A 21,027-nucleotide genomic window follows, 5' to 3' on the forward strand; every position below is an offset into this window, starting at 1 on the left:
AACACGCTGGACGACGACCCGGCGGGGGAGCGCGGGGCGATCCGTAGGCGCCTCCTCGGCACCCGACCGGCCGCTGCCCGGCCTCCAGGCCGCGGACTGGCTGCACCTGAACCCCGAGGACTGCCGGGTCCTGCCCTCGCGCGTTCCCGAACGGCTGTTCCACGGTGGCCGCTGAGGCGTACGTGGCGGGGCGCTCGCGCGGTGCGGGTGGCGCGGGCGCGGTGCGAGGCGTTCCCTGGGAAGTGGGCATCCCCGGGGGAGAAGCGGGGATGACCAGCACGGTTTCGGGCACTCGGTGGGGCACGCAGGACGATCTCACCCGAGGAGTGTCATGGCTGAGCAGAAGTCGTCGTCGGCCTTCACGGCGCCCCTGCGCGGCGCCGCCTCGGTTCTGCGCAGGGTGCCCGGTGCCGGGATGGTGGGCAGGGCCGCCGAGGGGACCCTGGACAAGGTCGGCGCGGTCTCGCCCCGCGGGCGGCGCATCGCGGTGTACGCGGGGGCCGGAGTGCTCGGCGCCGCGGGCGTGGTGGAGTGGCCCGTGGCCCTCACCGGCGCTGCCGTGGCCTGGCTCACCCAGCCCCGGCCCGAGCATCCGGCGGACGGCGGGAACGGGGCCGGGCAGGGCCCCGGGCCCGCCCATGACCTCGACACCGCGGCCCTCCGGTCCGGCCACGGCGGGCGGTCCCGGGGCGCCGGCGGCAAGGGTGGGGCGGATGCCGGAACCTCCGGCGGGGCCTGGGACGCCGGGGCCGCCGAGGCCGGGGTCGAGGCTGCCGGGGCGGCTGAGGCTTCCGGAGAGAGCCGGACAGCCGGCAGCACCGGGGCACACGGAAGCAGCCGGACGACCGGCGGCACCTGGACGCCCGGAAGCAGCCGGACGGCCCGCAGCGCAGAGACGCACAGAAGTGCCACCGCATCCCGGACCGGCCGTGCGTCCGGCACCACAGGGTCGTCCGGTGGCGCCGGGACATCGGGAACCACGCGGACGTCCGGAAGCACCCGGGCCACCCGCAGTGACGAAGGCGCGGTGGGCAAGCCGTCCACCGGGCCGCTCGGTCCCACGGCGCGGCCCGACCGCACCACGCTCTGAGGAGGGCCATGGCGCTGCGACTGCTGACGTTGCCCTCGGCGGCCGTACGGCTGCTGCCCGCCGCACCACGGCTGCTGGCGCCGGCGGTCGGAGCGGCCGCCGGTGCCGCCGCGGGGACGGCGCGCGCCGGAGTGCGCGGCGCGGACGCCGCCGTACGGGTGGCGCGGGTCGCGCGCAACGCGCTGCCCGGCACCGGCGACCACTGGCGGGCCGGCGCCCGTGCCCACCTCGCCCTGCGGCCGGTGGAGCCCGAGCAGGTGCGGCGCACGGGCGGCACGGCACATGTGGCGCGCCGGGTGGCCGAGGCTCTGGCCGAGCGGCCCGACGTGCTCTTCGCGTACTGGGACCAGGGGCTCGCGCGTCTGGTGGTGACCGCGACCGAGGAGGAGGCCACCGACCAGATCATGGACCACGCCGCCGAACTGGCCGAGGGACACGGACTGCTCCTGGCCGCCGGGGACGTGGAGGAGACCACGCATCCGGCCGACCCGGCCGGGGTGCGCGCGGCCGTGGCCACGCTCGCCGCCGACACGGTGGGCATCGCCGGCGCGGTCACCGCGTACGCGCTCCGGCTGCCGCCCTCGCCGCGCCTGGCGACCGCGGTGGTGACGCTGCTGCGGGAGAACCCGCGCTTTCGCGCCCGACTGCGCGCCCGGCTCGGGGACACCGGCATGGACCTCCTGCTGGCCTGTGCGAACGCCGCGGTCCACGGTGCCGGACAGACCCCCACCTCCCTCGTCCTCGACGGCGCCCTACGGGCCTGCCAGGTGGCCGAGACGGTGGCCCGCGCCGCCGCCTTCGACGCGGTGCACGACGAGTTGTGCGCGCCCGGGCGGGTCAGCCTCCCGGCGGACGGCGCTCCCCGCCCGCCGCTGCGGGAGTCCCCGGCCCAGGAGTACGCCGAGCACGCCTCCGCGGGCAGCGTGCTGGGGGCCGCGGCCACCCTGCTGGTCAAGCAGGACGGCGCCGAGGCGGCGGAGGCGGTCCTCGCCGGCTCGCCGAAGGCCGCGCGGTACGGCCCCGCCGCCTTCCACGCCCTGCTGAGCACCGCGCTCGCCCGCACGGGGGTCCTGGTCCGCGACCCCGACCGGCTGCGCCGGCTGGAGATGGCCGGCACGGTCGTCCTGCACTCCAGCGCGCTGTGCACCGACGAGGGCGAGGCCGACCCGTGGGCCGAACCGGTGCTGGACGCGGCCCGCCGGGCCCGCCTGCGCGTGGTGCTCGTGGACGACCCCGCCCTGGAGGACTTCACCGGCCTCGCCGACCAGGTCATCGACGCGCGCCGGCCGCTGGACGACGTGGTGTACCAGGCGCGCGGCGACGCCGGGGCGGTGCTCGCCGTCGCCCGGGTGCGCACGGCCGACGAGCGCGACGTGCTGGCGGGGCTGCGCTGCGCCGACATCGCCCTCGCCCTCACCGACCACGACGGCGCCGTGGTCTGGGGCGCGGACCTTCTCGCCCTGCACGGGCTGCCCGACGTATGGCGGGTGCTGACCGCGATCCCGGCCGCCCGCACGGTCGGCGGGCATGCCCAGACCCTGGCCCGTTCCGGCGCCGCGCTGTCCGGGCTGCTCGTGGCCGTCGGCGAGTCGGGCGGCGGGCGCGGACGCCTCGCCGCGCTGCCGGGGCTGCGGCACGCCCCCGTCGACGCAGCCGCCGTGTCGGCCCTGCTCTCCGGGGGCCGGGCCGCACTCGGCGTGGCGGCGGCCCGGCCCCCGCACCCGCACGCACGCGTGCACTGGCACGAGCTGGATCCCGAGCAGGCCCAGGAGCGGCTGGAGCAGGAGCCGGCCGCCGAGGGCCGCGCGTTCGAGCCGCTGGCCGCCCGCGCGCGAAAGGCCGCCGCCGCTGTCACCGGGCACCCGGTCGCCGCGCCCGTGCGCTGGTCCTACCGGCTCGGGCGGGCCGTACGCGGCGAACTCCACGACCCGCTCACCCCCGTCCTCGCGGTCGGCTCGGCGGCGTCGGCGATCCTCGGCTCGGTCGTGGACGCCCTGCTCGTCGTCGGCGCCCTGGACCTGAACGCCCTGGTCGGCGGCTTCCAGCGGCTGCGCGCCGAACGGGCGCTGTCCGGACTGCTCGCGGAGCAGCAGCAGAAGGCGCGGCTCGTCCCGCCGGAGACCGAGGCACCGGCCGGCGGTACGCGCACCGTCGAGGCGGGCAAGCTGCATCCGGGCGATGTGATCCAGCTGAAGGGCGACGACGTGGTGCCCGCCGACGCCCGGCTGCTGTGGCAGGACGGTCTGGAGGTCGACGAGTCGGCCCTGACCGGCGAGTCCCTGCCGGTGGAGAAACAGACGGATCCGACCCCGCACGCCCCGGTCGCCGACCGGCGCTGCATGGTGTTCGAGGGTACGACCGTGGTGGCGGGCCAGGCCCGTGCCGTGGTGGTCGACATCGGTGAGAACACGGAGGCCGCCCGCGCCGTCCACCTGGCCGCGCGTACGCCTCCGGCCGGCGGCGTACAGGCCCGGCTGCAGGAACTCACCCGCAAGGCACTGCCGTTGACCCTGGCGGGCGGCGCCGCGGTCACGGGTCTGGCGCTGGTGCGCGGCACCGCCATCCGGGAGGCGGTCAGCGGTGGGGTGGCCGTGGCCGTGGCGGCCGTACCGGAGGGGCTGCCGCTGGTGGCCACCGTCGCGCAGCTGGCGGCAGCCAGGCGGCTGAGCCGCGACGGTGTCCTCGTCCGCACCCCGCGCACCCTGGAGGCGCTGGGCCGCATGGACACCTTCTGCTTCGACAAGACCGGCACGCTCACCGAGAACCGGCTGCGCCTGGTGCGCACCTCCGACGCCGACGGCACGGTGCGCCCGGTCGACGACGCCGGGTCCGCGGACACCGTCCGGGCCGCCGTACGCGCCTGCCCGCGCGTCGACGGCGATGCCGAGCAGCCGGTGCACGCGACCGACGAGGCCGTGCTGGCGGCGGCCGGTCCCGACCCGGAGTGGACACAGCTGGCGGACCTGCCCTTCGAGGCGGCCCGCGGATACGCCGCCGCCGTCGGCCGGAGTGGGGACGGCCCGGTGGTGCTCGTGGTCAAGGGGGCCCCGGAGACCGTGCTGCCCGCCTGCGCCGGGCTGCCGGCGCACGCCTCCGAGGCGGCCCAGGCGCTGGCGGGGGACGGCCTCAGGGTGCTGGCGGTGGCCGAACGGCGGCTGGGCGCGGACGAGCAGGAGGCCGATGTCGTCGAACAGCCGCTGCGGGACCTGGAGTTCACCGGGCTGCTCGCCCTGTCCGACGTACCGCGCGAGACCTCCACGGCGCTGGTGGCGGGGCTGCTCGAGGCGGGCGTACGACCGGTCATGCTCACCGGGGACCATCCGCAGACCGCGCGGGCCATCGCGGACGAGCTGGGCTGGCCCGAGGACACCGTCGTGGTCACCGGCGACGAGCTGGCGGCGGCGGACCGGGCGGCCAGAGCCCGGATGCTGCGGGACGCGGGCGTGGTGGCGCGGGTGGCACCCGAGCAGAAGCTCCAGGTCGTGGAGGCGCTGCGGGACGCGGGCCGGGTCGTCGGCATGGTCGGCGACGGCGCCAACGACGCCGCGGCCATCCGCGCCGCCGACATCGGCGTCGGGATCAGCGCGCGCGGTTCGGCCGCCGCGCGCAACGCCGCCGACATCGTCCTCACCGACGACGATCTCACGGTCCTGATCGACGCGGTCGGCGAGGGCCGGGCCCTGTGGCACAGCGTGGCCGACGCCATCGCCATCCTGATCGGCGGCAACGCGGGCGAGGTCGGTTTCGGCATCCTCGGCACGCTGCTGTCCGGCCGGGCGCCGCTGTCCACCCGGCAGATGCTCATGGTGAACCTCTTCACCGATCTGTTCCCGTCGATGGCGGTGGCGGTGACCGAGCGGGAGAACGCGCCGGCGGTGGCCCGCGGCGGCTCGCCGGAGGACGCCTCCGCCGTCCTGGGCGCGCCCCTGCTGCAGCAGATCCGGCACCGGGCACTGACCACCACCGTGGGCGCCGTGGCGGCGTGGATGATCGGCCGCTTCACACCGGGGACCGCGCGCCGCTGCAGCACGATGGCGCTGTGCGGGGTGGTCGGCACACAGCTCGTGCAGACGTGGCTGGACCGGCGCGAGAGCCGCCTGGTGCAGATCACCTGCCTGGGTTCCGCCGCGGCGCTGGTCGCGGCGGTACAGATCCCGGGCGTCAGCCACGCCGTCGGGTGCACCCCGCTCGGCCCGGTTGCCTGGGCCGGCGTCCTGACGGCGATCACCCTGGCCCTGGCGGGCCAGCGGGTACTGCCCCGCCTGGAGGAGACGATCGGCCGCCTGCTGCCGACCTGACCCCGGACGCCCGCGCTCGGACCGGCCGGCCGTGGGGCGCCCGTGGTCGGATCGGCCCGTGGTGGCGGGTGGCTGTCGTTGGATCGGCCGGTGGTGGCGGGTGGCCGTGGTCGGATCGGCCGGTGGTGGCGGGTGGCTGTCGTTGGATCGGCCGGTGGTGGCGGGTGGCCGTGGTCGGACCGACCGGTGGTGGCGGGTGGCCGCGGTCGGACCGGCCGGCGGAAACGAGTGGCCGCGTTGGATCGGCCGGTGGTCGCGGGCGCCCGCGGGCGGACCGGCTGGTGGTCGCGGGCGCCCGCGGGCGGACCGGCTGGTGGTCGCCGGCGCTCGCGCTACCACCGGCCGGTGGTCGCCGGCGGCCGCGTTCCGACCGGCCGGTGGTCGCCGGCGGTCGTGGTCAGGCCGACCGGTGGTACGGGGCCGGTACCCGGATCTCGGCGCCCAGTTCGCGGGCCGCGTGTCGGGCCCAGGACGGGTTGCGCAGCAGCTCGCGGCCCAGCAGGACGGCGTCGGCCTCGCCGTTCGTGACGATCTTCTCGGCCTGCTCGGCCTCGGTGATCAGGCCCACGGCGGCGACGGGCAGCGGGGTCTCGGCCTTCACCCGGGCGGCGAACGGCACCTGGTAGCCGGGCCCGGTCGCAATGGTCACGCCGGAAGCGTTGCCGCCGGTGGAGACGTCGAGCAGGTCGACGCCGTGGGCGTGCAGGTCGCGGGCGAAGCGGACGGTGTCCTCGGTGGTCCAGCCGCCGTCGGGGAGCCAGTCGGTGGCCGAGATGCGGAAGAACACCGGCTTGTCCTCGGGCCACACCTCCCGTACGGCGTCCACGACCTCGAGGGCGAACCGGGTGCGGTTCTCGTAGGAGCCGCCGTAGGCGTCGCTGCGGCGGTTGGAGTGCGGGGACAGGAACTCGTTGATCAGGTAGCCGTGGGCGCCGTGGATCTCGGCGATCTCGAAGCCGGCGGCGAGCGCCCGGCGGGCCGCCGCGGCGAACTGGCTGACGATCTCCTGTATCTGTTCCACCGTCAGCTCGGTCGGCACGGGGTGCTGCTCGTCGAAGGGCACCGCGCTCGGGGCGACCGGCTGCCAGCCGTGCGCCTCCGGTCCGAGCGGAGCGCCGCCCTTCCAGGGCCGGTCGGTGGACGCCTTGCGGCCGCCGTGCGCGAGCTGGATGCCCGGCACCGCGCCCTGGGCGGCGAGGAAGCGGGTGATGCGGCGGAAGGCCTCCACCTGCGTGTCGTTCCACAGGCCGAGGTCGTAGGGGGAGATCCGGCCCTCCGGCGAGACCGCGGTGGCCTCCACGATGATCAGGCCGGTGCCGCCCGTGGCGCGGGCCGCGTAGTGCGCGAAGTGCCAGTCGTGCGGGGCGCCCGCGAGCGGGCCCTCGGGCTCGGCCGAGTACTGGCACATCGGCGGCATCCACACCCGGTTCGGGATGGTCACTCCACGCAGGGTGATGCTCTCGAAGAGCGCGCTCACGTCAGACTCCGTTCGTCACGGGACCATGGAACGGCTCATACGATAATCCTCGTACTACGAGATGTGTCAAACTACGACGTCCCTCGTACAATGGTTTCAGTCGAGGACTTCCGTGACGAAGGGCAGCCGCCGTGACCGAGACCGCCACCGCCGGCCGTGCGCTGCCGCACCCGGAGCGGGAGGAGATCCGCCTGGAGGCCGTGCTGCACGCGCTCTCCGACCCGATGCGGCTGCAGATCGTGCGCGAACTCGCCGCGCGGGAGGTGGAGTTGACCTGCTCGCAGTTCGAACTGCCGGTGACCAAGTCCACCACCACGCACCACTTCCGGGTGCTGCGCGAGAGCGGGGTCGTCCGGCAGGTCTACCGGGGCACGGCGAAGATGAACGGGCTGCGCCGGGACGACCTAGACAGCCTCTTCCCGGGACTGCTGGACAGTCTCCTCGCCGCCGCGGACCGGCAGTCCGTCCGCCTCGGCGACGGCGCCTGAACCCGCCTTCCCCGGAAGGTGGTTGAAGAGCAGGTTGAGTACGATCGCGGACAGGCAGCCCGCGCTGATCCCGCTGTTCATCACGGTCTGGAACCAGTCCGGGAACTTCTCGTAGACCGTCGGCACACCCACCGGCAGCATGCCGATCGCCACCGACACGGCCACCACGGTCAGATTGTGGTTGCCCTTGAAGTCCACCCCGGCCAGCGTCCGCAGCCCGCTCGCCGCGACCGTCCCGAACATGACCAGCCCGGCGCCGCCCAGCACCGGCGCCGGGATCGCCGCGACCACCGCGCCCAGCTTGGGCAGCAGGCCGAGCAGCACCAGGATCCCGCCGGCCGTCGCGACCACCCAGCGGCTGCGCACCCGGGTCATCCCGACCAGGCCCACGTTCTGCGCGTACGCCGTGTACGGGAAGGTGTTGAACACCCCGCCCAGCACCGTCGACAGGCCGTCCGCACGGAGCCCGTCGGCGAGGGAGCGCGGCTCGACCCGCCGCCCGGTCAGCTCGCCCACGGCGATCAGGTCACCCGTCGTCTCGGTCATGGTCACGAGAGCGACTACCAGCATGGACAGGATCGCGGAGGCCTTGAACTGCGGCGCCCCGAAGTGGAACGGCGTGCTGATACCCACCCAGTCGGCGCCGGAGACCCCGCCGAAGTCGGTGAACCCGAACGGCACCGCGACCGCCAGACCCACCGCGATCCCGATCAGTACGGCGATCCGGCCGAGGGCGGCGGGCGCGAACCGCTGCACGGCCAGCACCACCGCCAGCACGAAGGCCGCCAGCGCCAGGTTCTTCGGCTCCCCGAAGTCCTTCGCGCCGGCACCGCCCGCCGCCCAGTTGCCCGCGACCGGCAGCAGTGAGACCCCGATGATCAGGATCACCGTGCCGGTCACCAGTGGCGGGAAGAAGCGCAACAGCCTGCCGAAGACCGGCGCGAGCAGCATGATCGCCAGACCCGCCACGATCACCGAGCCGTAGATCGCGGGCAGTCCGCCGCCCGTCGTCCCGATGAGCACCATCGGCGACACCGCCGCGAACGTACAGCCCTGCATGATCGGCAGCCGGACGCCGAACCGCCAGAAGCCGACGCACTGGATCAGCGTGGCGATCCCGCACACCAGCAGGTCGGCGGTGATCAGATACGCCAGGTCGGCGGGCGACAGCTTCATTGCGCCGCCCACGATCAGCGGCACGGCGACGGCACCCGCGTACATCGCGAGCACATGCTGCAGCCCGAAGGCCGCCAACTGCCGTGCCGGTGGTATCTCGTCGACGGGATGGGCGGCTGCGGTGGTGGCCATGGGGACTCCAACAGTGCGCGAGCGGGAGTGACATCCGAACAGGACGAGACCGTAAGCTTCTTGAACAGTTTGTTGATTTCCGGTCTGTTGCCGCTGTGTGTCATGCCCGCCCGGCCGATGCGGAATCCCTGGCCACCGGGCGGGATCCCTGGCCACCGGGATCCCCGGCCACCGGGCCTATGCCGACCGGGCCGCCGTGAGCAGGGCGTCCCACTCCGCCAGCTTGACCACACCCCGCCCGAGCCGCGCGCCCAGCTCGGCCTCGGCCCGCTCGATCGCCAGCCACCCCGCCCACGGCACGGGTTCGATCCCGGCCGCCCGCAGCGCGGGCACCGGATCCTCGGGCACCTGCCGGCCCAGCAGCGCCGCAGCGTCCGCGAGCAAGGAGGTCGCCGTCTCCTTGGCACAGGGCCGATTGGTGCCGATGACGCCCGTCGGGCCGCGCTTGATCCACCCGGCGACGTACTCGCCGGGGGAGGGGGCACCCTCGCGTACGACACGCCCTGCCACGTTCGGCACCGTGCCGCTCGGCGCGTCGAACGGCAGCCCGTCCAGCGGCACCCCGCGATAGCCCACCGAGCGCAGCACCAACTGGGCCGGCACGTCCACGAACCGGCCCGTGCCCGTCACCCCGTCCCGTCCGTCCGGCGCCGTCCGCTCGAAGCGCACGGCACCCACCCGGCCGGCCTCCGCGAGCAGCTCCACGGGGCGCAGGAAGAACCGCAGGCCGATACGCCGGGCGGCAGCGGCCGAGGACCGGGCGGCCCAGCCGCGCAGCACCTCCAGATTGCGGCGCTGTACGGCGGGCAGGGCGGCGGAGTCGGCCGGATCCAGCGCCAGGTCGGCCGGGTCGACGGTCACTTCGGTGCCGGGCAGCGCACCCAGCTCGCGCAGCTCCTTGGTGGTGAAACGCGCCTGCGAGGGGCCGCGCCGGCCCACCATGTGCACCTCGGTGATCCCGCTCGCCGTCAGCGTGTCCAGCGCCGCCTGCGGAATGTCCGTCGGGCGCAGCTCCGCGTCCCCCCGGACCAGCATCCGCGTGACGTCCACCGCCACATTGCCCACGCCGATGACCACGGCCGACCGCACTCCGCGCAGAAAGCCCGCGTCGGCCGCGTCCGGATGCGCGCTGTACCAGGCCACGAAGTCGGTCGCCGACCAGCTGCCCGGCAACTCCTCGCCCGGGATCGCGAGCCGGCGGTCCGTGGCGGCGCCCACGCAGTACACCACCGCGTGGTACAGCTCCCGCAGCCGCTCGACGGACAGCCCGCCGGGGCCGCCCACCCGGACCCCGCCGAGGAACCGCACCCGCTCGTGCTCCAGCACCGTCCGCAGGCTGCCCTGCAGGGACTTGATCTTCTCGTGGTCCGGGGCGACGCCGTAGCGGACCAGGCCGTACGGGCACGGCAGCCGGTCCAGGACGTCCACGCACACCTCGGGATCCAGCTGAACCAGGTTCTGGGCGGTGTAACACCCGCTCGGTCCCGAACCGACGACGGCGACACGCAGCACAGCGATGCTCCTCGGCCGAAGGAGGTGGTGTGCGGACGGCTCCAGCATGGCACCGACGGACCCGTGACGGCAGGGGCCGGCGGGGTGACTACGAAGCGTGTCCGTTCGTATTGAATGTGATCATGAGGCTACGTTGCGTGTGTGCCAGAAGCATCTTTTCTCCACCTCTCCGACCGGAACGCGGAGGACGGCGCGGTGTCCGTGTGGCCCGCGTGGGAGGTGCGGGAGCACTGCGACACCACCTCCTGGTTCCATGTGCGGCTGGCCTTCCCGGACGGCGCGCGAGTCGACGCCCTGGCCGTCGTGCGCTCGGGTTGCGTGTCCATCGAGGACGTCAGCGCCCAGCCGGCCCTGTCCCTCACCGATCTGACGGTGCTCGCCAGCTGGATCGAGGGGCCGCTGTTCGAGTCGTGCGGGGTGGAGCGGCCGAACGAGGTCGACGGCGACGAGCCCCTGGAGGAGCGGTACGAGCCGGAAGCCGGCGAGGGTGCCGGTGACGGGGAGACCGGCGAGGGGAAGACCCGCGAGGAGAAGGCCTGCGAGGAGGAGGCCGGCGGGACGGCGGCCGGCGACGGGAAGGCCGGCGGGAAGGTGGCTCGCGAGGAGGAGACGGGCCGGGAGGCGGCCGGCGAGGAGAAGGCCGACGGGAAGGCGGCCGGCGAAGAGAGGGCCGGCGGGACTGAGGCCGGCGGTGAGGAAGGCGCGCCCTGTGCGGGTCCGCGGCGCGCCCGGCCGGTCTGGCCGCGCGGCATCGAGGGCCGTCGGCGGGTCGCGCGGGAGTACCGTGCCGCACAGGAGCAGGGAAGTGACCCGGTGCTCGCCGTGATGAGCGCGACCGGACACAGCCGCCGCCGCTCCCTCAAACTGATCGCCCAGGCACGCGACGCCGGGTTCCTGCCCCCTCGTCACGCGCGCCGCGACTGAGGCGAGCTGCCGTCGAGCGGCTCACGCGTCCCTCAGGGACTGCTCGGACGCTCCTCCGTCGCGAAGAACCGGGACAGGTCCTGCTCCCGCGCCTCCCTGCCCTTCTCACTCTCCGGCGGCACCCCGGACTCCCAGTCCAGCCCGTACCGCTGGAACAGCTCGGCCCGCAGCGCGGGAACGGGCATCGGCACCCCCGGCACCAGCGCCGCGTACACCGCGCCCATCAACAGGGCCCGGAGCATCGGGTAGTCGGCGGCGACGTCCTGGGAGCCGCACCGTGAGACGGTGTCGCCGAGCAGTTCCGACAGCCGGCGCTGCTCCGGGCACTGCACGAAGCCCTCCGCCTGCAGCAGCCCCGCCATGTGCTGCCGCATCAGCACCGGCCGGTCGCGGGCCAGACCCAGAATCGCGTCGATGGCCCGGGCGAGGCGCTCCCGGCCGTCCTCGGTGTGCGGTTCCCGCTCCAGTGCCTCCTCCAGCGTGCGGTGCATCAGCCGGTGCACGGCGGACTGCACCAGCTGGCGCTTCCCGGGGAAGTAGTACGACACCAGGCCGCGCGCCGAACCTGCGCGGTCCGCGATGTCACCCAGCGTGGTGGCCTCGAAGCCGTGCTCGTCCACCAGTTCCACGGCGGCCTGCAACAGCCGCTCCCGGGAACGCCGCCGCAACTCTTCATTGACCGAGGCGCTGCGCGGGGACATCCTGAAACTCCTGCGTTGACTGGCTGCCAGCCAACTATACTCACCGCAGTGGGCACCGCCAGCGCGGGCCCTGTCCAGGGCTGCCGTCCGTCTGGGGCGACGCGGGGGATCGTCTCAGGCGGACGGCGCGGCGGCGAGCCCTTTCCCGCGCCCTGCTCGGCCGTGCCCGACCCGTACCTCCCGTTGGTGTCGCAGGCCGGCCGCTCCCTCCCCGGAGTGGTCAGCGGTGCCGAGGCGAGGCGGCGGGTCGCCGTGGAACAGGACCAGCGGACCCTGGGCAGGATCACGGAGATGGTCGAGGGCGAGCGCGGACTCCGCGAGGCGCTGGCCTCGGGCCAGATCGACAGCTCCGTCGAGGAACGGGGGCTGGGACAGCTGGAGAGCGAACTCGACCGGTGCTGGGACCTGTTGCGGCAGCGCCGCGCCAAGGCCGAGTACGGTGAGGATCCGGACGAGGCGCGCGTGCGCCCCGCCGACCAGGTCGAGGGCTACCAGGGCTGACCGCCGCACGGCCGGAGAGCTCTGGGCCTCACCCGACGGACCGCGCAGGGCCCGGGTTCAGCAGGCCGGCAGCGGGCTGGGCCTCAGGGCACCAGGTCCAGTACGGGCAGCAGTGCGTCGGGCCGGTCCGTCACCGGCAGGTGGTCGACGAAGTGCACCCGGCAGCCGAGCGCGGCCGCGCCGCCGTCGGCCTCCTTGCTGTCGCCCACCATCACCCCCTCGCGCGGATCGGCGCCCAGCGCCGCACAGGCGACCGAGAACAGCCGTGGGTCCGGCTTCTGCACGCCGTGCTCGTACGACAGGACGTACGCGTCCACATACCGGTCGAGCCCGTGTTCGCGGAACACCGGGCGCAGATCCCAGCCGATGTTGCTGACCACGCCCACGCCGATCCCGCGCTCGTGCAGCGTGCGCAGCACCTCGGGGGCGTCCGGGTAGGGAGCCCAGGCGGCCGGGGTCTTGTGCCGTTCGTACAGTGCGTCGTGCAGGGCGGGGTCGGGCAACGGCACCCGCCGGGACAGGCCCGTGTAGGCGGCCCGGTGCAGCTCCGCGCTCTCGTCCCGCACCGCCCAGATTCCGGCCAGGTCCGCCGGCAGCTCCACCGGATTCGCGCCGCCCGGCAGCGCACCGGCCGCCTCCAAGGCCCGCGAGGCCGCCTGCAATTCGGGTGGGGACAGGGTGTGCCCGGTCTCGGCAAGCACCGCCCGCAGCCAGGACTCGGTGGACTCGACGCGGAAGAGCGTTCCGGAGAAGTCGAACAACACGGCACTCATACACCGGACCCTATCCGGGCCGGTGTTCGGCGGTGTCGGCGTGACCGGGCCGCGGCCACTCGTACACGATCACGGTCAGGGGCCATCAGCAACGCCCCGAACAGCCGGCCGCCCAGCACGTACGAGGGCCAGTGGACGCCCTGTCACACCAGGGTCACGCTCCCCGCCCACCACCGAGGCCACGGCCGCCGCCACGGCCGTACGCCACCGGACGCGGCCGGCGCCGAAGCGGTGCAGCAGCCACAGCAGCAGGCCGCAGTCCACGGTGACCGCCGGCCACAGCGCCGTCCACCAGGCGGCGTGCCGCCACGCCGGCCCCACCGCGGCGGCCGCGCACACCAGACGCATCGTCGGCGGGTCCCAGACCCACTCGGCCAGCACCCGGAAGGCGTGAGCGGGAGCGTGGTCGTGGACCGTTCGCCGCGTTCCGCGACGAGATGCACCGGCTGGCCGAGCTGGCCGCCGCACCAGGCGTCGGGGCGCTCGCCCTCCAGCACCACCGGCCGGCCGCTCGCCGCTTCCTAGCCCGGCAACAACGTGGCGCGCACGAGGAGTTCGGCCCGCCCGGTACGCCGCAGGACCCGGGCCCGTACGACCTCGCGCACCAGCATCGCCAGGCTCCACAGGCCGCCCGCGACGAGCAGTACGGCGGTGGGTGCCGCCCACGGACCGGCCGTGCCGAGGGTAGGCGTCCACGACCGCGCGCGGAGCCCGGGCGAACAACTGCCCGCGCACCTCCTGCCAGGCGGCCGACGCGCTGAGCGCCATCGACAGCACGCAGCACAGCAGGACGGCACCCACGACGCTCCCCCAGAGGGGGTACCCCCAGCCACACCCAGCGGGCGACGACCGGTTCGCGGTCCGGCCAGTCGGCCCGGGCGATCAGCCGCGGGGCGACGGCGGTCAGGGCGCCGAGCAGCAGCAGGGGCACGGGACCATCATGGTCAGCACCCAATGAGCGCGAGACCGCTCACGGGTACGGTCCGCGCCACCGAAGTGCCGCGGACAACGCACCCGACAGACCCCGCTCACATGGCCAGCAGCATCGCCACCATGCCGATCCCCATCGACAGCCGGCAGGCCCGCGCCAGCTCCAGCCGGTCGCCCCAGCGGACCGGGCCGCCGCCGGCCCCGGCCCCCGCCTCGGCCACCGCGACGGCGGCCGGCACCAGACGGACGCCGGCGAGCAGCACGTATCCCGCGAAGTACAGGAGCAGCAGGCTGGTCAGCAGCGGCACCCCCGAGCCGCCGTGGGCGTGGTGGGCGCCGGGTGGGGCCGCGGCCATGGCCGCCGCCATGTAGACCATCGCGGAGGTGCCCACCAGGTGGTGCAGGTGATGCGGTGCGGTGCGCGCGGACCACAGCGCGCGCAGTGCCGCCGTGCCGAACACGGCCGCGTACACCGGCCATGCCCACCTCGGCGGCGAGAACGCCGCCGCCGGTACGGCCATCACGGCCATGCCGAAGCCCATCAGCGCCTCGCCGCCCGCGGCCCGGCGCTGTTCCTCGACCCGGCTGCGCATCCGCAGCAGGCAGTAGGCCCCGGTCGCCGCGCACAGGGCGACCAGCAGCCACGCTGCCGGTACCGGTCCGTGCACGCGCACCTCCCCGTTCGACGGTCGGTCGAGGGATGCGATGCCCACGCGACGCGGAGCGCACGCGAGCGCAAGGGTGTACACGGGGAGCATTCGACGGAGCACGACAGGTGACCGCGCCCTCGGGGACCGCCGCATCCAAGGGAATTTTATGAGTAAAACACATGTTAAATTGATGCCATGAGCAGTGCGACCCTCCACCGACTTCCCCTCGCAGGAGCGCTCCGCCTCGGGCGGCCCTCCGACATCTGGTTCAAGCCCGCGCTGAGCGTGGTCGCCGCGGTCGCACCGTCCAACCTGGTCCTGCTGGCGCTCGGCCGCCTCGACCTCGCGATGTACACGATGGCCGGATCGCTGTGCGCGCTCTACGGCCACAACCGGCCCTACGCCGCCCGTGCCCGCGTGCTGGCCTGGGTGGTGCTCGGCATGGTCGGCGGCCTCGCGGTCTCCCTGCTCGCCGCGTCGCTCACGAGCGACGCCGTCGTCCTCGTCACCGTCGGCGCCGTGATGGCGGCCGTCCAGAAGGCCGTGAGCGACGCCACCCGGCTCGGGCCGCCCGGGAACGTGGTCCTGACCTTCATCGGCTCCGCCTCGCTGTTCGCGCCGCAGACCCTCGGCCAGGTGCCCGGACACGTCGGGCTGGCGCTGGCGGCCGGCGCCTGGGCCTGGCTGGTCGGCATGGCCCCCGGGCTGCTCCGCCCGCACGGCCCCGAGCGCCGCGCCACCGCCCAGGCCCTGAACGCGGCCGCCGCCTACGCCCACACCCGCGGCACCGCCGACGGGCACACCCGGGGCCGTGCCGCGAGCGCCGCCGCGATCCAGGCCGCCTGGCAGTCGCTGCTCGCCGCCGGCCCCCGCCCCGACCGCACCCGGCGCGCCCTCGAACGGCTCCTCGTCCGCGCCGAGGTCGCCCTCGCCGCCCCCGCCGACACCGACCCCGCACGGCTGCGCGCCTGGGCCCGCGAGCTGCGCGGCACCGGACCGGTACCGCGCGTCGAGTCCCCGCGCGAGTCCGCCGACGAACTGCTCGGCATCGAAACCGAACTCGCCCTGCCCCGCCGGCCGTTGCGGAAACGCCTGGCCCCTCTCGCCCCGATCGCCGCGCGCACCGCGATCGGCTGCGCCCTCGCCGGTTACGCCTCCCTCGCACTCGGGGTGGGCCGTCCCTACTGGGCGCTGGTCACCGCGGCCTCCCTCTACCAGGCGAACGTCACCCTCACCTGGAGCCGGGGCGTCCAGCGGGTCGTCGGCAACGTGCTCGGCGTCCTCGTGTTCGCCCTCGTCGCCCCGCTCGCTCATCTCCACCCGGTCGCACTGGTGCTGTGCTGCCTCGCCTTCAACTTCGGCGCCGAGGCGCTGATCGCCCGCAACTACTGGCTCGGCACCGTCTGCGTCACCCCGATGGCCCTGCTCATCACCGAGTTCGCCCGGGCCCAGAACCCGGCCGAGCTGATCACCGAGCGGGTCGCGGACACCCTCGTCGGCGCGCTGGTGGGCTTCGCCGCGGCCGTCGTCGTCACCAACCGGCGTGCGGGCGACCGTCTCGAACACGCCCTGACCACGGCGGAACGCGCCCGCGAGAACGCCGTCCGGCTGCTGGCCGAGCCGCACCCGGCACCCCACGCCCTGGAATCGGCCCGCCGCAGCCTCGCCGCCGCCCTCGCCGACCTGCGCGCCACGGCCGACGCCGCGTCCGGCGAGTGGTGGCAGCGCGCCCTTCCCGAGGAGCGGGTCGTGCGCGCCGAGCAGTCCGGACACCGTACGCTCGCAGCGACGGTACGACGCCCGGGGTTGGTACCGCGGAACCAGGACCAGGACCAGGACCAGGATCCGGTCCGGCACCGGCAGCAGGACCAGGACCGGACCCCGGGCAGAACGACGGAGGACATACGGCCATGACGGCGACGAACGGCGGACACAAGCCGGCGGACGACACCGCCGGCACGGGCCACGCCGACGACCACCGGGCCGGCCACACCGGCAGACCGGCGAGCGGGACCAGGACCGGGACCGCTCCCGACCTTGCCCCCGCCGCCGACCGTGACACCGTCGCCGTCGTCGTGCGGCAGTGGCGGGCCGTTCATCCCGAGTTGGACACCGGGCCCATGGAGGTCATCGGCCGGATCAACCGGTGTGCCGCGCTGCTCCAGCAGGCCGAGGACGCGCCGCTGCGCCGGGCCGGGCTCAGCCGTCCCGAGTTCGACCTGCTGGGCGCGCTGCGCCGCACCGGCCACGAGCTGACCCCTGGGGAACTGGTTCGCGAGACCTTCTCCTCCGGGGCCGCCGTGACCAAGCGGCTCAAGCAGCTGACCGAACGCGGACTGGTCGAGCGGCGGGGCGACGCCCGTGACCGCCGCGTCGCCCACGTCCGCCTCACCGATGCGGGACGCGACCTGGTCGACGGCATCCTTCCGGAGCAACTCGCCTACGAGAACTCCGTGTTGAGTGTGATGGCCCCCGAGGGGCAGGGTGAACTCGCCGGTCTGCTGGCCGAGTTGCTCGGCCGCCTGGAGGGCCGGACGGGGGCGGTACGGGCGTAGGTTCCAGGGCCGGACGCCAGGAGTTGAACCGTACGCGAAGTCAAGTGCACGCCGGCGCAGCGCCTCAGCCCTCCTCGCCGGCACGGTGCACTCCGAACACCGCGCCCTGCGGATCCCCCAGCACCGCGATGCGCGGGCCGTCGGGGACCGACACGGGTGCCAGGAGGACGACCCCGCCCGCCCGCTGTGCGACCTCGGCCGTCGCGTCCACGTCGGCCACCGCGAAGTACGGCAGCCAGTGCGGCGGCACCTTGGGCGGGAACCGGTCCCCCATGTCGGCCATGCCGCCGAAGTCGTCGCCGTCGATGCCCCACTGCGTGTACCGCTCCGAGGCGTTGACACTCCAGCCGAACACCGTGGTGTAGAAGTCCCGGGCCCGCTCGGTGTCCCGGGTCGCCAGCTCCACCCAGCCGAGGGTGCCGGGCGCGTTGAACAGCCCGGCGCCGGGGAAGGCCCGTGCCTGCCACAGCTGGAACGCCGCGCCGGTCGGGTCGAGGGCCACCGCGAACCGGCCCACGTCGAACACGTCCATCGGGCCGAGGACCACGGTCCCGCCGGCCTCCGCCACGCGCCGTACCGCCTCGTCCGCGTCGGTCACCAAGAAGGAGACGCTCCACGCCACCGGCTGGGAGTCCTGGTACAGCGGGGTGAGCGCAGCGACCGCCGCGTCCCCCAGGTGCGCCACCGTGTACCCGCCCGCCTCCTGCCGCGGGTCGGTCTCCGGCCGCCAGCCGAACAACTCGGTGTAGAACCGCTTGGCCCCCTCCAGATCGCTGGTCCCGAGCTCGGTCCAGCACGGTCCGCCGGTCACCGGCTTGTCGAACTTCATGAGGATTCCTTCCGGCCGGGTCGGGCCTGCCGCGCCGCACAGGGCGCTCCTCCGGCACGCTAACCCGGGCTTTCCGACCCGGCCATCCGGGACGGTCCCCGAGGGCGTGGGAATCGCCGTCGACGACAGAGGAGATCGCCGCGTACCACGGACGCGACGAGGAGGACGCCCGGCTGCGCACCGGCGCCGGACGGCTGGAGTTCTGGCGCACGCAGGACGTCCTGCGCAGGCTCCTGCCGCCTGCTCCCGCGCGCATCCTCGACGTGGGCGGCGGCAGCGGCATCCACGCGGAGTGGCCCGCCGCAGACGGCCACGACGCGGAGCTCGTCGACCCGGTACCCCTGCATGCCGAGCGGGCGGCCCGGCAAGCCGGCGCCCGGGCACGCCACGGCGACGCCCGTGCCCTGGACGCGCCGGACGCCTTCGTGGACGTCGCGCCGCTCCTCGGCCCGCTCCACCACCCGCCCGAGCGCCCGGACCGGCTGCGGGCGCTCGTCGAGGCGTGCCGGGTGGTGCGGCCGGGAGGTCTCGTGGCCGCGGCCACGATCAACCGGTACGCACCGCTGCACGACGTCCTGAGCACCGGGCTCTGCTTCGACGCCGAGCACCGGCCGCAGATCCAGGCCGCCGTCGGCGACGGCCGGATGCGGTCGAGGGGTGGACCGAAGCCCTGTTCACCACGGCCTACGTCCACGAGCCCGCCGACGTGCCCGCCGAGTTGGCGGACGCCGGCCTGACCCCGCACGCCCAGTACGGCCTCGGGGGCGCCGCCTGGCTGATGGGCGACGTCGCCGCCCGGTTCGAGGATCCGGAGCGCCGGGTGCTCGTCCTGGCGGCGACGCGGCGGACCGAGTCCGTGCCCTCACTGCCGGGCATCAGCACTCATGTGCTCACCGCCGGCACCCGCCCCGAGCGCACGTGCGGACGCTAGATGCCCGGCCGGTAGCGCATCGGGTGGTCCTCCGGGACCTCCACCAGGGCGATGCGGATGCCGTCCGGGTCGGCGACCCACATCTCGATCAGGCCCCACGGCTCCTTCACGGGCGGCCGGACGATGTCGACGCCCTTGGCCGTCAGCTCCTCTTGCGCGGCCGTCACGTCCGCGACCTGCAACCACAGCCGCACCGCGGGCGACGGCGGTGCCGCGGACCTCCCCGAGACCTCCAGGAAGCCGCCGCCGAGGAAGTAGACCGTGCCACGCTCGGGCCCCGTACCGAACTCGCGGTAGACGGCCAGCCCCAGCCGCTCGCCGTAGAAGGTCCGGGAGCGCTCGGGGTCCGTGGGGGTGAGCAGGGTCCGGCTGCTGAGTACGTGCACCATGCAGGCGGAGCCTAGTGGCAGGGTTACCCTCGACCCTGGCTCAGCCACGCCCGAGATCGGAGACCGTTCCATGGAAAACCCCGCCGCCGGCCTCACCTTCCGCGACGCCGCCGACGCCGACGTCGACGCGCTGGTCGCGCTGATCGAGTCGGCCTACCGCGGGGACTCCAGCCGGGCCGGGTGGACCACGGAGGCGGACATCCTGGAGGGACGGCGGACGGATCCCGAGGGAGTGCTGGAGGTGATCAAGTCGCCCGAGAGCAGGCTGCTGGCCGTGGAACAGGGCGGCCGGATCATCGCCTGCTGCCAGCTGGAACACCGTGGTGACCACGCCTACTTCGGCATGTTCGCGGTCAGCCCCACCCTGCAGGGCGCGGGCCTCGGCAAGATGGTCATGGCGGAGGCCGAGCGCCAGGTGCGCGAGGCCTGGGGAGTCACCGAGATGCACATGACGGTGATCGCCGTACGAGACGACCTGATCGCCTGGTACGAGCGCCGGGGCTACCGCCGTACGGGAAAGATGTCGCCCTTCCCGTACGGCGACGAGCGCTTCGGCATCCCGCAGCGCGACGACCTGCAGTTCGAGCTGCTGGTGAAGAAGCTCGGGTGACCGTCAGGCCGTGAAGCGCCCCGTGCGCTTGATCTGCGGGAAGTCGGTCGTCGCGCCGTCCAGTTCCAGTGCGCGGACCAGCCGCAGATGATCCTGGGTGTTGACGACCCAGCCGATGATCCGCAGCCCGGACTTGCGCGCGTGCTCGACGATCTCCAGGGTGAGCCGGCGGATGTCGAGGCAGACGGTCGCCGCGCCCACGGCGACCGCGCGCTCCACGATGTCCGTGCCGTAGTTGCCCCCGATCAGCGCCGTGCGCACGCCCGGCACCAGCCGCGCGATCTCGGCGACCGCGTCGTCGTGGAACGAGGACACCTCCACCCGCCCGACCAGGTCGCGCTCGTGCATCACCGCTGCCAGGGCCCGGGCGGCCGCCACATCCTTGATCTCGGCCTGGAGCGGCGTGCGCACCGCGTCCAGGACCTCCTCGAACACCGGCACCCGCTCCCCGCGGCCCGCGTCCAGGGAGCGCAGCTCGGCGAGGGTCTTGTCGGCGATCGGCCCGGTGCCGTCGGTCGTGCGGTCCACCTCGGCGTCGTGCATGACGACCAGGGCGCCGTCCTTGCTCAGGTGCAGATCGAGTTCGATCAGATCGAGGCCGGCGTCCTGCGCGGCGACGAAGGAACGAAGGGTGTTCTCGGGCTCGACACCCATGACCCCGCGGTGACCGATGGTAAGGAAGTTCAAGGTTCGACTCCGTTCCGTCGACGGCGGCTCGGCGCGCGCGGAACGGGCGGACGCCGTCGTCCGCGCGGGCAGAGTCGCAGCCTAACGGCCAGGCCGCGCGATGAACCCGCACGTGCGTGAGGCATCCGGGTGCGCGGCGGGTCGCCGACTGGCCGGTATCCGACCCGGCGTCACCCTCTCGTGGGCGAGTCCCCGTGCCGTTGACGACTCTGCGGCACACCGCGGATGCCCGATGCCCTCGGCGGAAGTGAGCGCCGTCACGGTTTACGGCAGGAAAAATGTCGGTGACCAAGCCGATGGGCAGAAAAATTTCCCGAGCTGCCTCTTGATGGCTGAAACGGGGTATGCATACGGTGTCCCTAGGTGAGCTTCTC

General features: G+C 74.3%; 20 protein-coding genes and 1 pseudogene. 10 read left to right on the forward strand and 11 right to left on the reverse strand.

Going from position 1 to position 21,027, the window contains the following annotated elements:
• Nucleotides 1–331: 331 nt before the first annotated feature.
• Together ACWGJ5_RS20620 and ACWGJ5_RS20625 are read left to right on the forward strand one after the other, a co-directional pair.
• Complete coding sequence (locus ACWGJ5_RS20620; RefSeq protein WP_453311105.1) at nucleotides 332–1,090, forward strand: hypothetical protein; 759 nt, start codon at nucleotides 332–334, stop codon at nucleotides 1,088–1,090.
• 8 nt (nucleotides 1,091–1,098) lie between these two features.
• Nucleotides 1,099–5,388 (forward strand): HAD-IC family P-type ATPase, encoded by a 4,290-nt coding sequence (locus ACWGJ5_RS20625; RefSeq protein WP_453311106.1) that lies wholly within the window; start codon nucleotides 1,099–1,101, stop codon nucleotides 5,386–5,388.
• A 397-nt stretch (nucleotides 5,389–5,785) separates the two neighbouring features.
• Here ACWGJ5_RS20625 and ACWGJ5_RS20630 read toward each other — a convergent pair whose 3' ends face one another.
• The gene (locus tag ACWGJ5_RS20630; protein WP_453311107.1) at nucleotides 5,786–6,865 is read right to left on the reverse strand and encodes an NADH:flavin oxidoreductase/NADH oxidase; all 1,080 of its coding nucleotides are present in this window, start codon (nucleotides 6,863–6,865) and stop codon (nucleotides 5,786–5,788) included.
• A 131-nt stretch (nucleotides 6,866–6,996) separates the two neighbouring features.
• Between ACWGJ5_RS20630 and ACWGJ5_RS20635 the strand changes: the two genes are divergently transcribed.
• Nucleotides 6,997–7,353: an ArsR/SmtB family transcription factor gene (locus tag ACWGJ5_RS20635; RefSeq protein WP_453311108.1), complete on the forward strand. Its 357-nt coding sequence runs from the start codon at nucleotides 6,997–6,999 to the stop codon at nucleotides 7,351–7,353.
• Here the strand turns inward: ACWGJ5_RS20635 and ACWGJ5_RS20640 are convergent.
• Together ACWGJ5_RS20640 and ACWGJ5_RS20645 are read right to left on the reverse strand one after the other, a co-directional pair.
• Complete coding sequence (locus tag ACWGJ5_RS20640) at nucleotides 7,270–8,661, reverse strand: nucleobase:cation symporter-2 family protein (protein WP_453311109.1); 1,392 nt, start codon at nucleotides 8,659–8,661, stop codon at nucleotides 7,270–7,272. The two genes, ACWGJ5_RS20635 and ACWGJ5_RS20640, sit on opposite strands and share 84 nt — an antisense overlap.
• 177 nt (nucleotides 8,662–8,838) lie before the next feature.
• Nucleotides 8,839–10,173, reverse strand: coding sequence for an FAD-dependent oxidoreductase (locus ACWGJ5_RS20645; protein WP_453311110.1), 1,335 nt, complete (start codon nucleotides 10,171–10,173; stop codon nucleotides 8,839–8,841).
• Between the two features lie 255 nt (nucleotides 10,174–10,428).
• Here ACWGJ5_RS20645 and ACWGJ5_RS20650 point away from each other — a divergent pair, with 255 nt between their 5' ends.
• Complete coding sequence (locus ACWGJ5_RS20650) at nucleotides 10,429–11,097, forward strand: DUF6214 family protein (protein ID WP_453311295.1); 669 nt, start codon at nucleotides 10,429–10,431, stop codon at nucleotides 11,095–11,097.
• Between the two features lie 32 nt (nucleotides 11,098–11,129).
• Here ACWGJ5_RS20650 and ACWGJ5_RS20655 read toward each other — a convergent pair whose 3' ends face one another.
• Nucleotides 11,130–11,798 (reverse strand): TetR/AcrR family transcriptional regulator, encoded by a 669-nt coding sequence (locus tag ACWGJ5_RS20655; protein WP_453311111.1) that lies wholly within the window; start codon nucleotides 11,796–11,798, stop codon nucleotides 11,130–11,132.
• 252 nt (nucleotides 11,799–12,050) lie between these two features.
• Here ACWGJ5_RS20655 and ACWGJ5_RS20660 point away from each other — a divergent pair, with 252 nt between their 5' ends.
• Nucleotides 12,051–12,299: a DUF2630 family protein gene (locus tag ACWGJ5_RS20660; protein WP_453311296.1), complete on the forward strand. Its 249-nt coding sequence runs from the start codon at nucleotides 12,051–12,053 to the stop codon at nucleotides 12,297–12,299.
• An 83-nt stretch (nucleotides 12,300–12,382) separates the two neighbouring features.
• Here ACWGJ5_RS20660 and ACWGJ5_RS20665 read toward each other — a convergent pair whose 3' ends face one another.
• From ACWGJ5_RS20665 to ACWGJ5_RS20680, 4 genes and pseudogenes are all read right to left on the reverse strand, one after another.
• Nucleotides 12,383–13,072, reverse strand: coding sequence for an HAD family hydrolase (locus tag ACWGJ5_RS20665; protein ID WP_453311112.1), 690 nt, complete (start codon nucleotides 13,070–13,072; stop codon nucleotides 12,383–12,385).
• Nucleotides 13,073–13,147: 75 nt separating this feature from the next.
• Complete coding sequence (locus ACWGJ5_RS20670) at nucleotides 13,148–13,453, reverse strand: hypothetical protein (RefSeq protein ID WP_453311113.1); 306 nt, start codon at nucleotides 13,451–13,453, stop codon at nucleotides 13,148–13,150.
• Nucleotides 13,454–13,596: 143 nt separating this feature from the next.
• Nucleotides 13,597–14,027: pseudogene (locus ACWGJ5_RS20675) on the reverse strand (M56 family peptidase); the annotation flags it as partial.
• Between the two features lie 73 nt (nucleotides 14,028–14,100).
• Nucleotides 14,101–14,670 (reverse strand): DUF5134 domain-containing protein, encoded by a 570-nt coding sequence (locus tag ACWGJ5_RS20680; protein ID WP_453311114.1) that lies wholly within the window; start codon nucleotides 14,668–14,670, stop codon nucleotides 14,101–14,103.
• Between the two features lie 177 nt (nucleotides 14,671–14,847).
• Here ACWGJ5_RS20680 and ACWGJ5_RS20685 point away from each other — a divergent pair, with 177 nt between their 5' ends.
• Together ACWGJ5_RS20685 and ACWGJ5_RS20690 are read left to right on the forward strand one after the other, a co-directional pair.
• Complete coding sequence (locus ACWGJ5_RS20685) at nucleotides 14,848–16,566, forward strand: FUSC family protein (protein ID WP_453311115.1); 1,719 nt, start codon at nucleotides 14,848–14,850, stop codon at nucleotides 16,564–16,566.
• On the forward strand, nucleotides 16,563–17,207 hold the full coding sequence (locus ACWGJ5_RS20690) for a MarR family winged helix-turn-helix transcriptional regulator (protein WP_453311116.1): 645 nt from the start codon (nucleotides 16,563–16,565) through the stop codon (nucleotides 17,205–17,207). The genes ACWGJ5_RS20685 and ACWGJ5_RS20690 overlap by 4 nt, the downstream gene beginning before the upstream one ends.
• Nucleotides 17,208–17,271: 64 nt before the next feature.
• On the opposite strand, the gene ACWGJ5_RS20695 is transcribed toward ACWGJ5_RS20690, so the two are convergent.
• On the reverse strand, nucleotides 17,272–18,036 hold the full coding sequence (locus tag ACWGJ5_RS20695) for a VOC family protein (protein ID WP_453311117.1): 765 nt from the start codon (nucleotides 18,034–18,036) through the stop codon (nucleotides 17,272–17,274).
• 263 nt (nucleotides 18,037–18,299) lie between these two features.
• Here ACWGJ5_RS20695 and ACWGJ5_RS20700 point away from each other — a divergent pair, with 263 nt between their 5' ends.
• Both ACWGJ5_RS20700 and ACWGJ5_RS20705 read left to right on the forward strand, forming a co-directional pair.
• On the forward strand, nucleotides 18,300–18,773 hold the full coding sequence (locus ACWGJ5_RS20700) for a class I SAM-dependent methyltransferase (RefSeq protein ID WP_453311118.1): 474 nt from the start codon (nucleotides 18,300–18,302) through the stop codon (nucleotides 18,771–18,773).
• Nucleotides 18,743–18,967, forward strand: coding sequence for a hypothetical protein (locus tag ACWGJ5_RS20705; RefSeq protein WP_453311119.1), 225 nt, complete (start codon nucleotides 18,743–18,745; stop codon nucleotides 18,965–18,967). The genes ACWGJ5_RS20700 and ACWGJ5_RS20705 overlap by 31 nt, the downstream gene beginning before the upstream one ends.
• Here the strand turns inward: ACWGJ5_RS20705 and ACWGJ5_RS20710 are convergent.
• The gene (locus tag ACWGJ5_RS20710) at nucleotides 18,964–19,356 is read right to left on the reverse strand and encodes a VOC family protein (protein WP_453311120.1); all 393 of its coding nucleotides are present in this window, start codon (nucleotides 19,354–19,356) and stop codon (nucleotides 18,964–18,966) included. The two genes, ACWGJ5_RS20705 and ACWGJ5_RS20710, sit on opposite strands and share 4 nt — an antisense overlap.
• A gap of 70 nt (nucleotides 19,357–19,426) precedes the next feature.
• On the opposite strand from ACWGJ5_RS20710, the gene ACWGJ5_RS20715 reads away from it, so the two are divergent.
• The gene (locus ACWGJ5_RS20715; RefSeq protein ID WP_453311121.1) at nucleotides 19,427–19,966 is read left to right on the forward strand and encodes a GNAT family N-acetyltransferase; all 540 of its coding nucleotides are present in this window, start codon (nucleotides 19,427–19,429) and stop codon (nucleotides 19,964–19,966) included.
• Nucleotides 19,967–19,969: 3 nt separating this feature from the next.
• Here the strand turns inward: ACWGJ5_RS20715 and ACWGJ5_RS20720 are convergent, their stop codons facing one another.
• Complete coding sequence (locus ACWGJ5_RS20720; protein ID WP_453311122.1) at nucleotides 19,970–20,653, reverse strand: glycerophosphodiester phosphodiesterase; 684 nt, start codon at nucleotides 20,651–20,653, stop codon at nucleotides 19,970–19,972.
• Nucleotides 20,654–21,027: the final 374 nt, after the last annotated feature.

Source organism: Streptomyces sp. NPDC054783, assembly GCF_053611725.1.

Excerpts from the sequence above, each read along its gene's own strand:
- ACWGJ5_RS20695 (WP_453311117.1), bottom strand. The coding sequence starts at position 18,036 with ATGAAGTTCGACAAGCCGGTGACCGGCGGACCGTGCTGGACCGAGCTC.
- ACWGJ5_RS20620 (WP_453311105.1), top strand. The coding sequence starts at position 332 with ATGGCTGAGCAGAAGTCGTCGTCGGCCTTCACGGCGCCCCTGCGCGGC.
- ACWGJ5_RS20655 (WP_453311111.1), bottom strand. The coding sequence starts at position 11,798 with ATGTCCCCGCGCAGCGCCTCGGTCAATGAAGAGTTGCGGCGGCGTTCC.
- ACWGJ5_RS20640 (WP_453311109.1), bottom strand. The coding sequence starts at position 8,661 with ATGGCCACCACCGCAGCCGCCCATCCCGTCGACGAGATACCACCGGCA.
- ACWGJ5_RS20710 (WP_453311120.1), bottom strand. The coding sequence starts at position 19,356 with ATGGTGCACGTACTCAGCAGCCGGACCCTGCTCACCCCCACGGACCCC.
- ACWGJ5_RS20690 (WP_453311116.1), top strand. The coding sequence starts at position 16,563 with ATGACGGCGACGAACGGCGGACACAAGCCGGCGGACGACACCGCCGGC.
- ACWGJ5_RS20665 (WP_453311112.1), bottom strand. The coding sequence starts at position 13,072 with ATGAGTGCCGTGTTGTTCGACTTCTCCGGAACGCTCTTCCGCGTCGAG.
- ACWGJ5_RS20685 (WP_453311115.1), top strand. The coding sequence starts at position 14,848 with ATGAGCAGTGCGACCCTCCACCGACTTCCCCTCGCAGGAGCGCTCCGC.
- ACWGJ5_RS20625 (WP_453311106.1), top strand. The coding sequence starts at position 1,099 with ATGGCGCTGCGACTGCTGACGTTGCCCTCGGCGGCCGTACGGCTGCTG.
- ACWGJ5_RS20715 (WP_453311121.1), top strand. The coding sequence starts at position 19,427 with ATGGAAAACCCCGCCGCCGGCCTCACCTTCCGCGACGCCGCCGACGCC.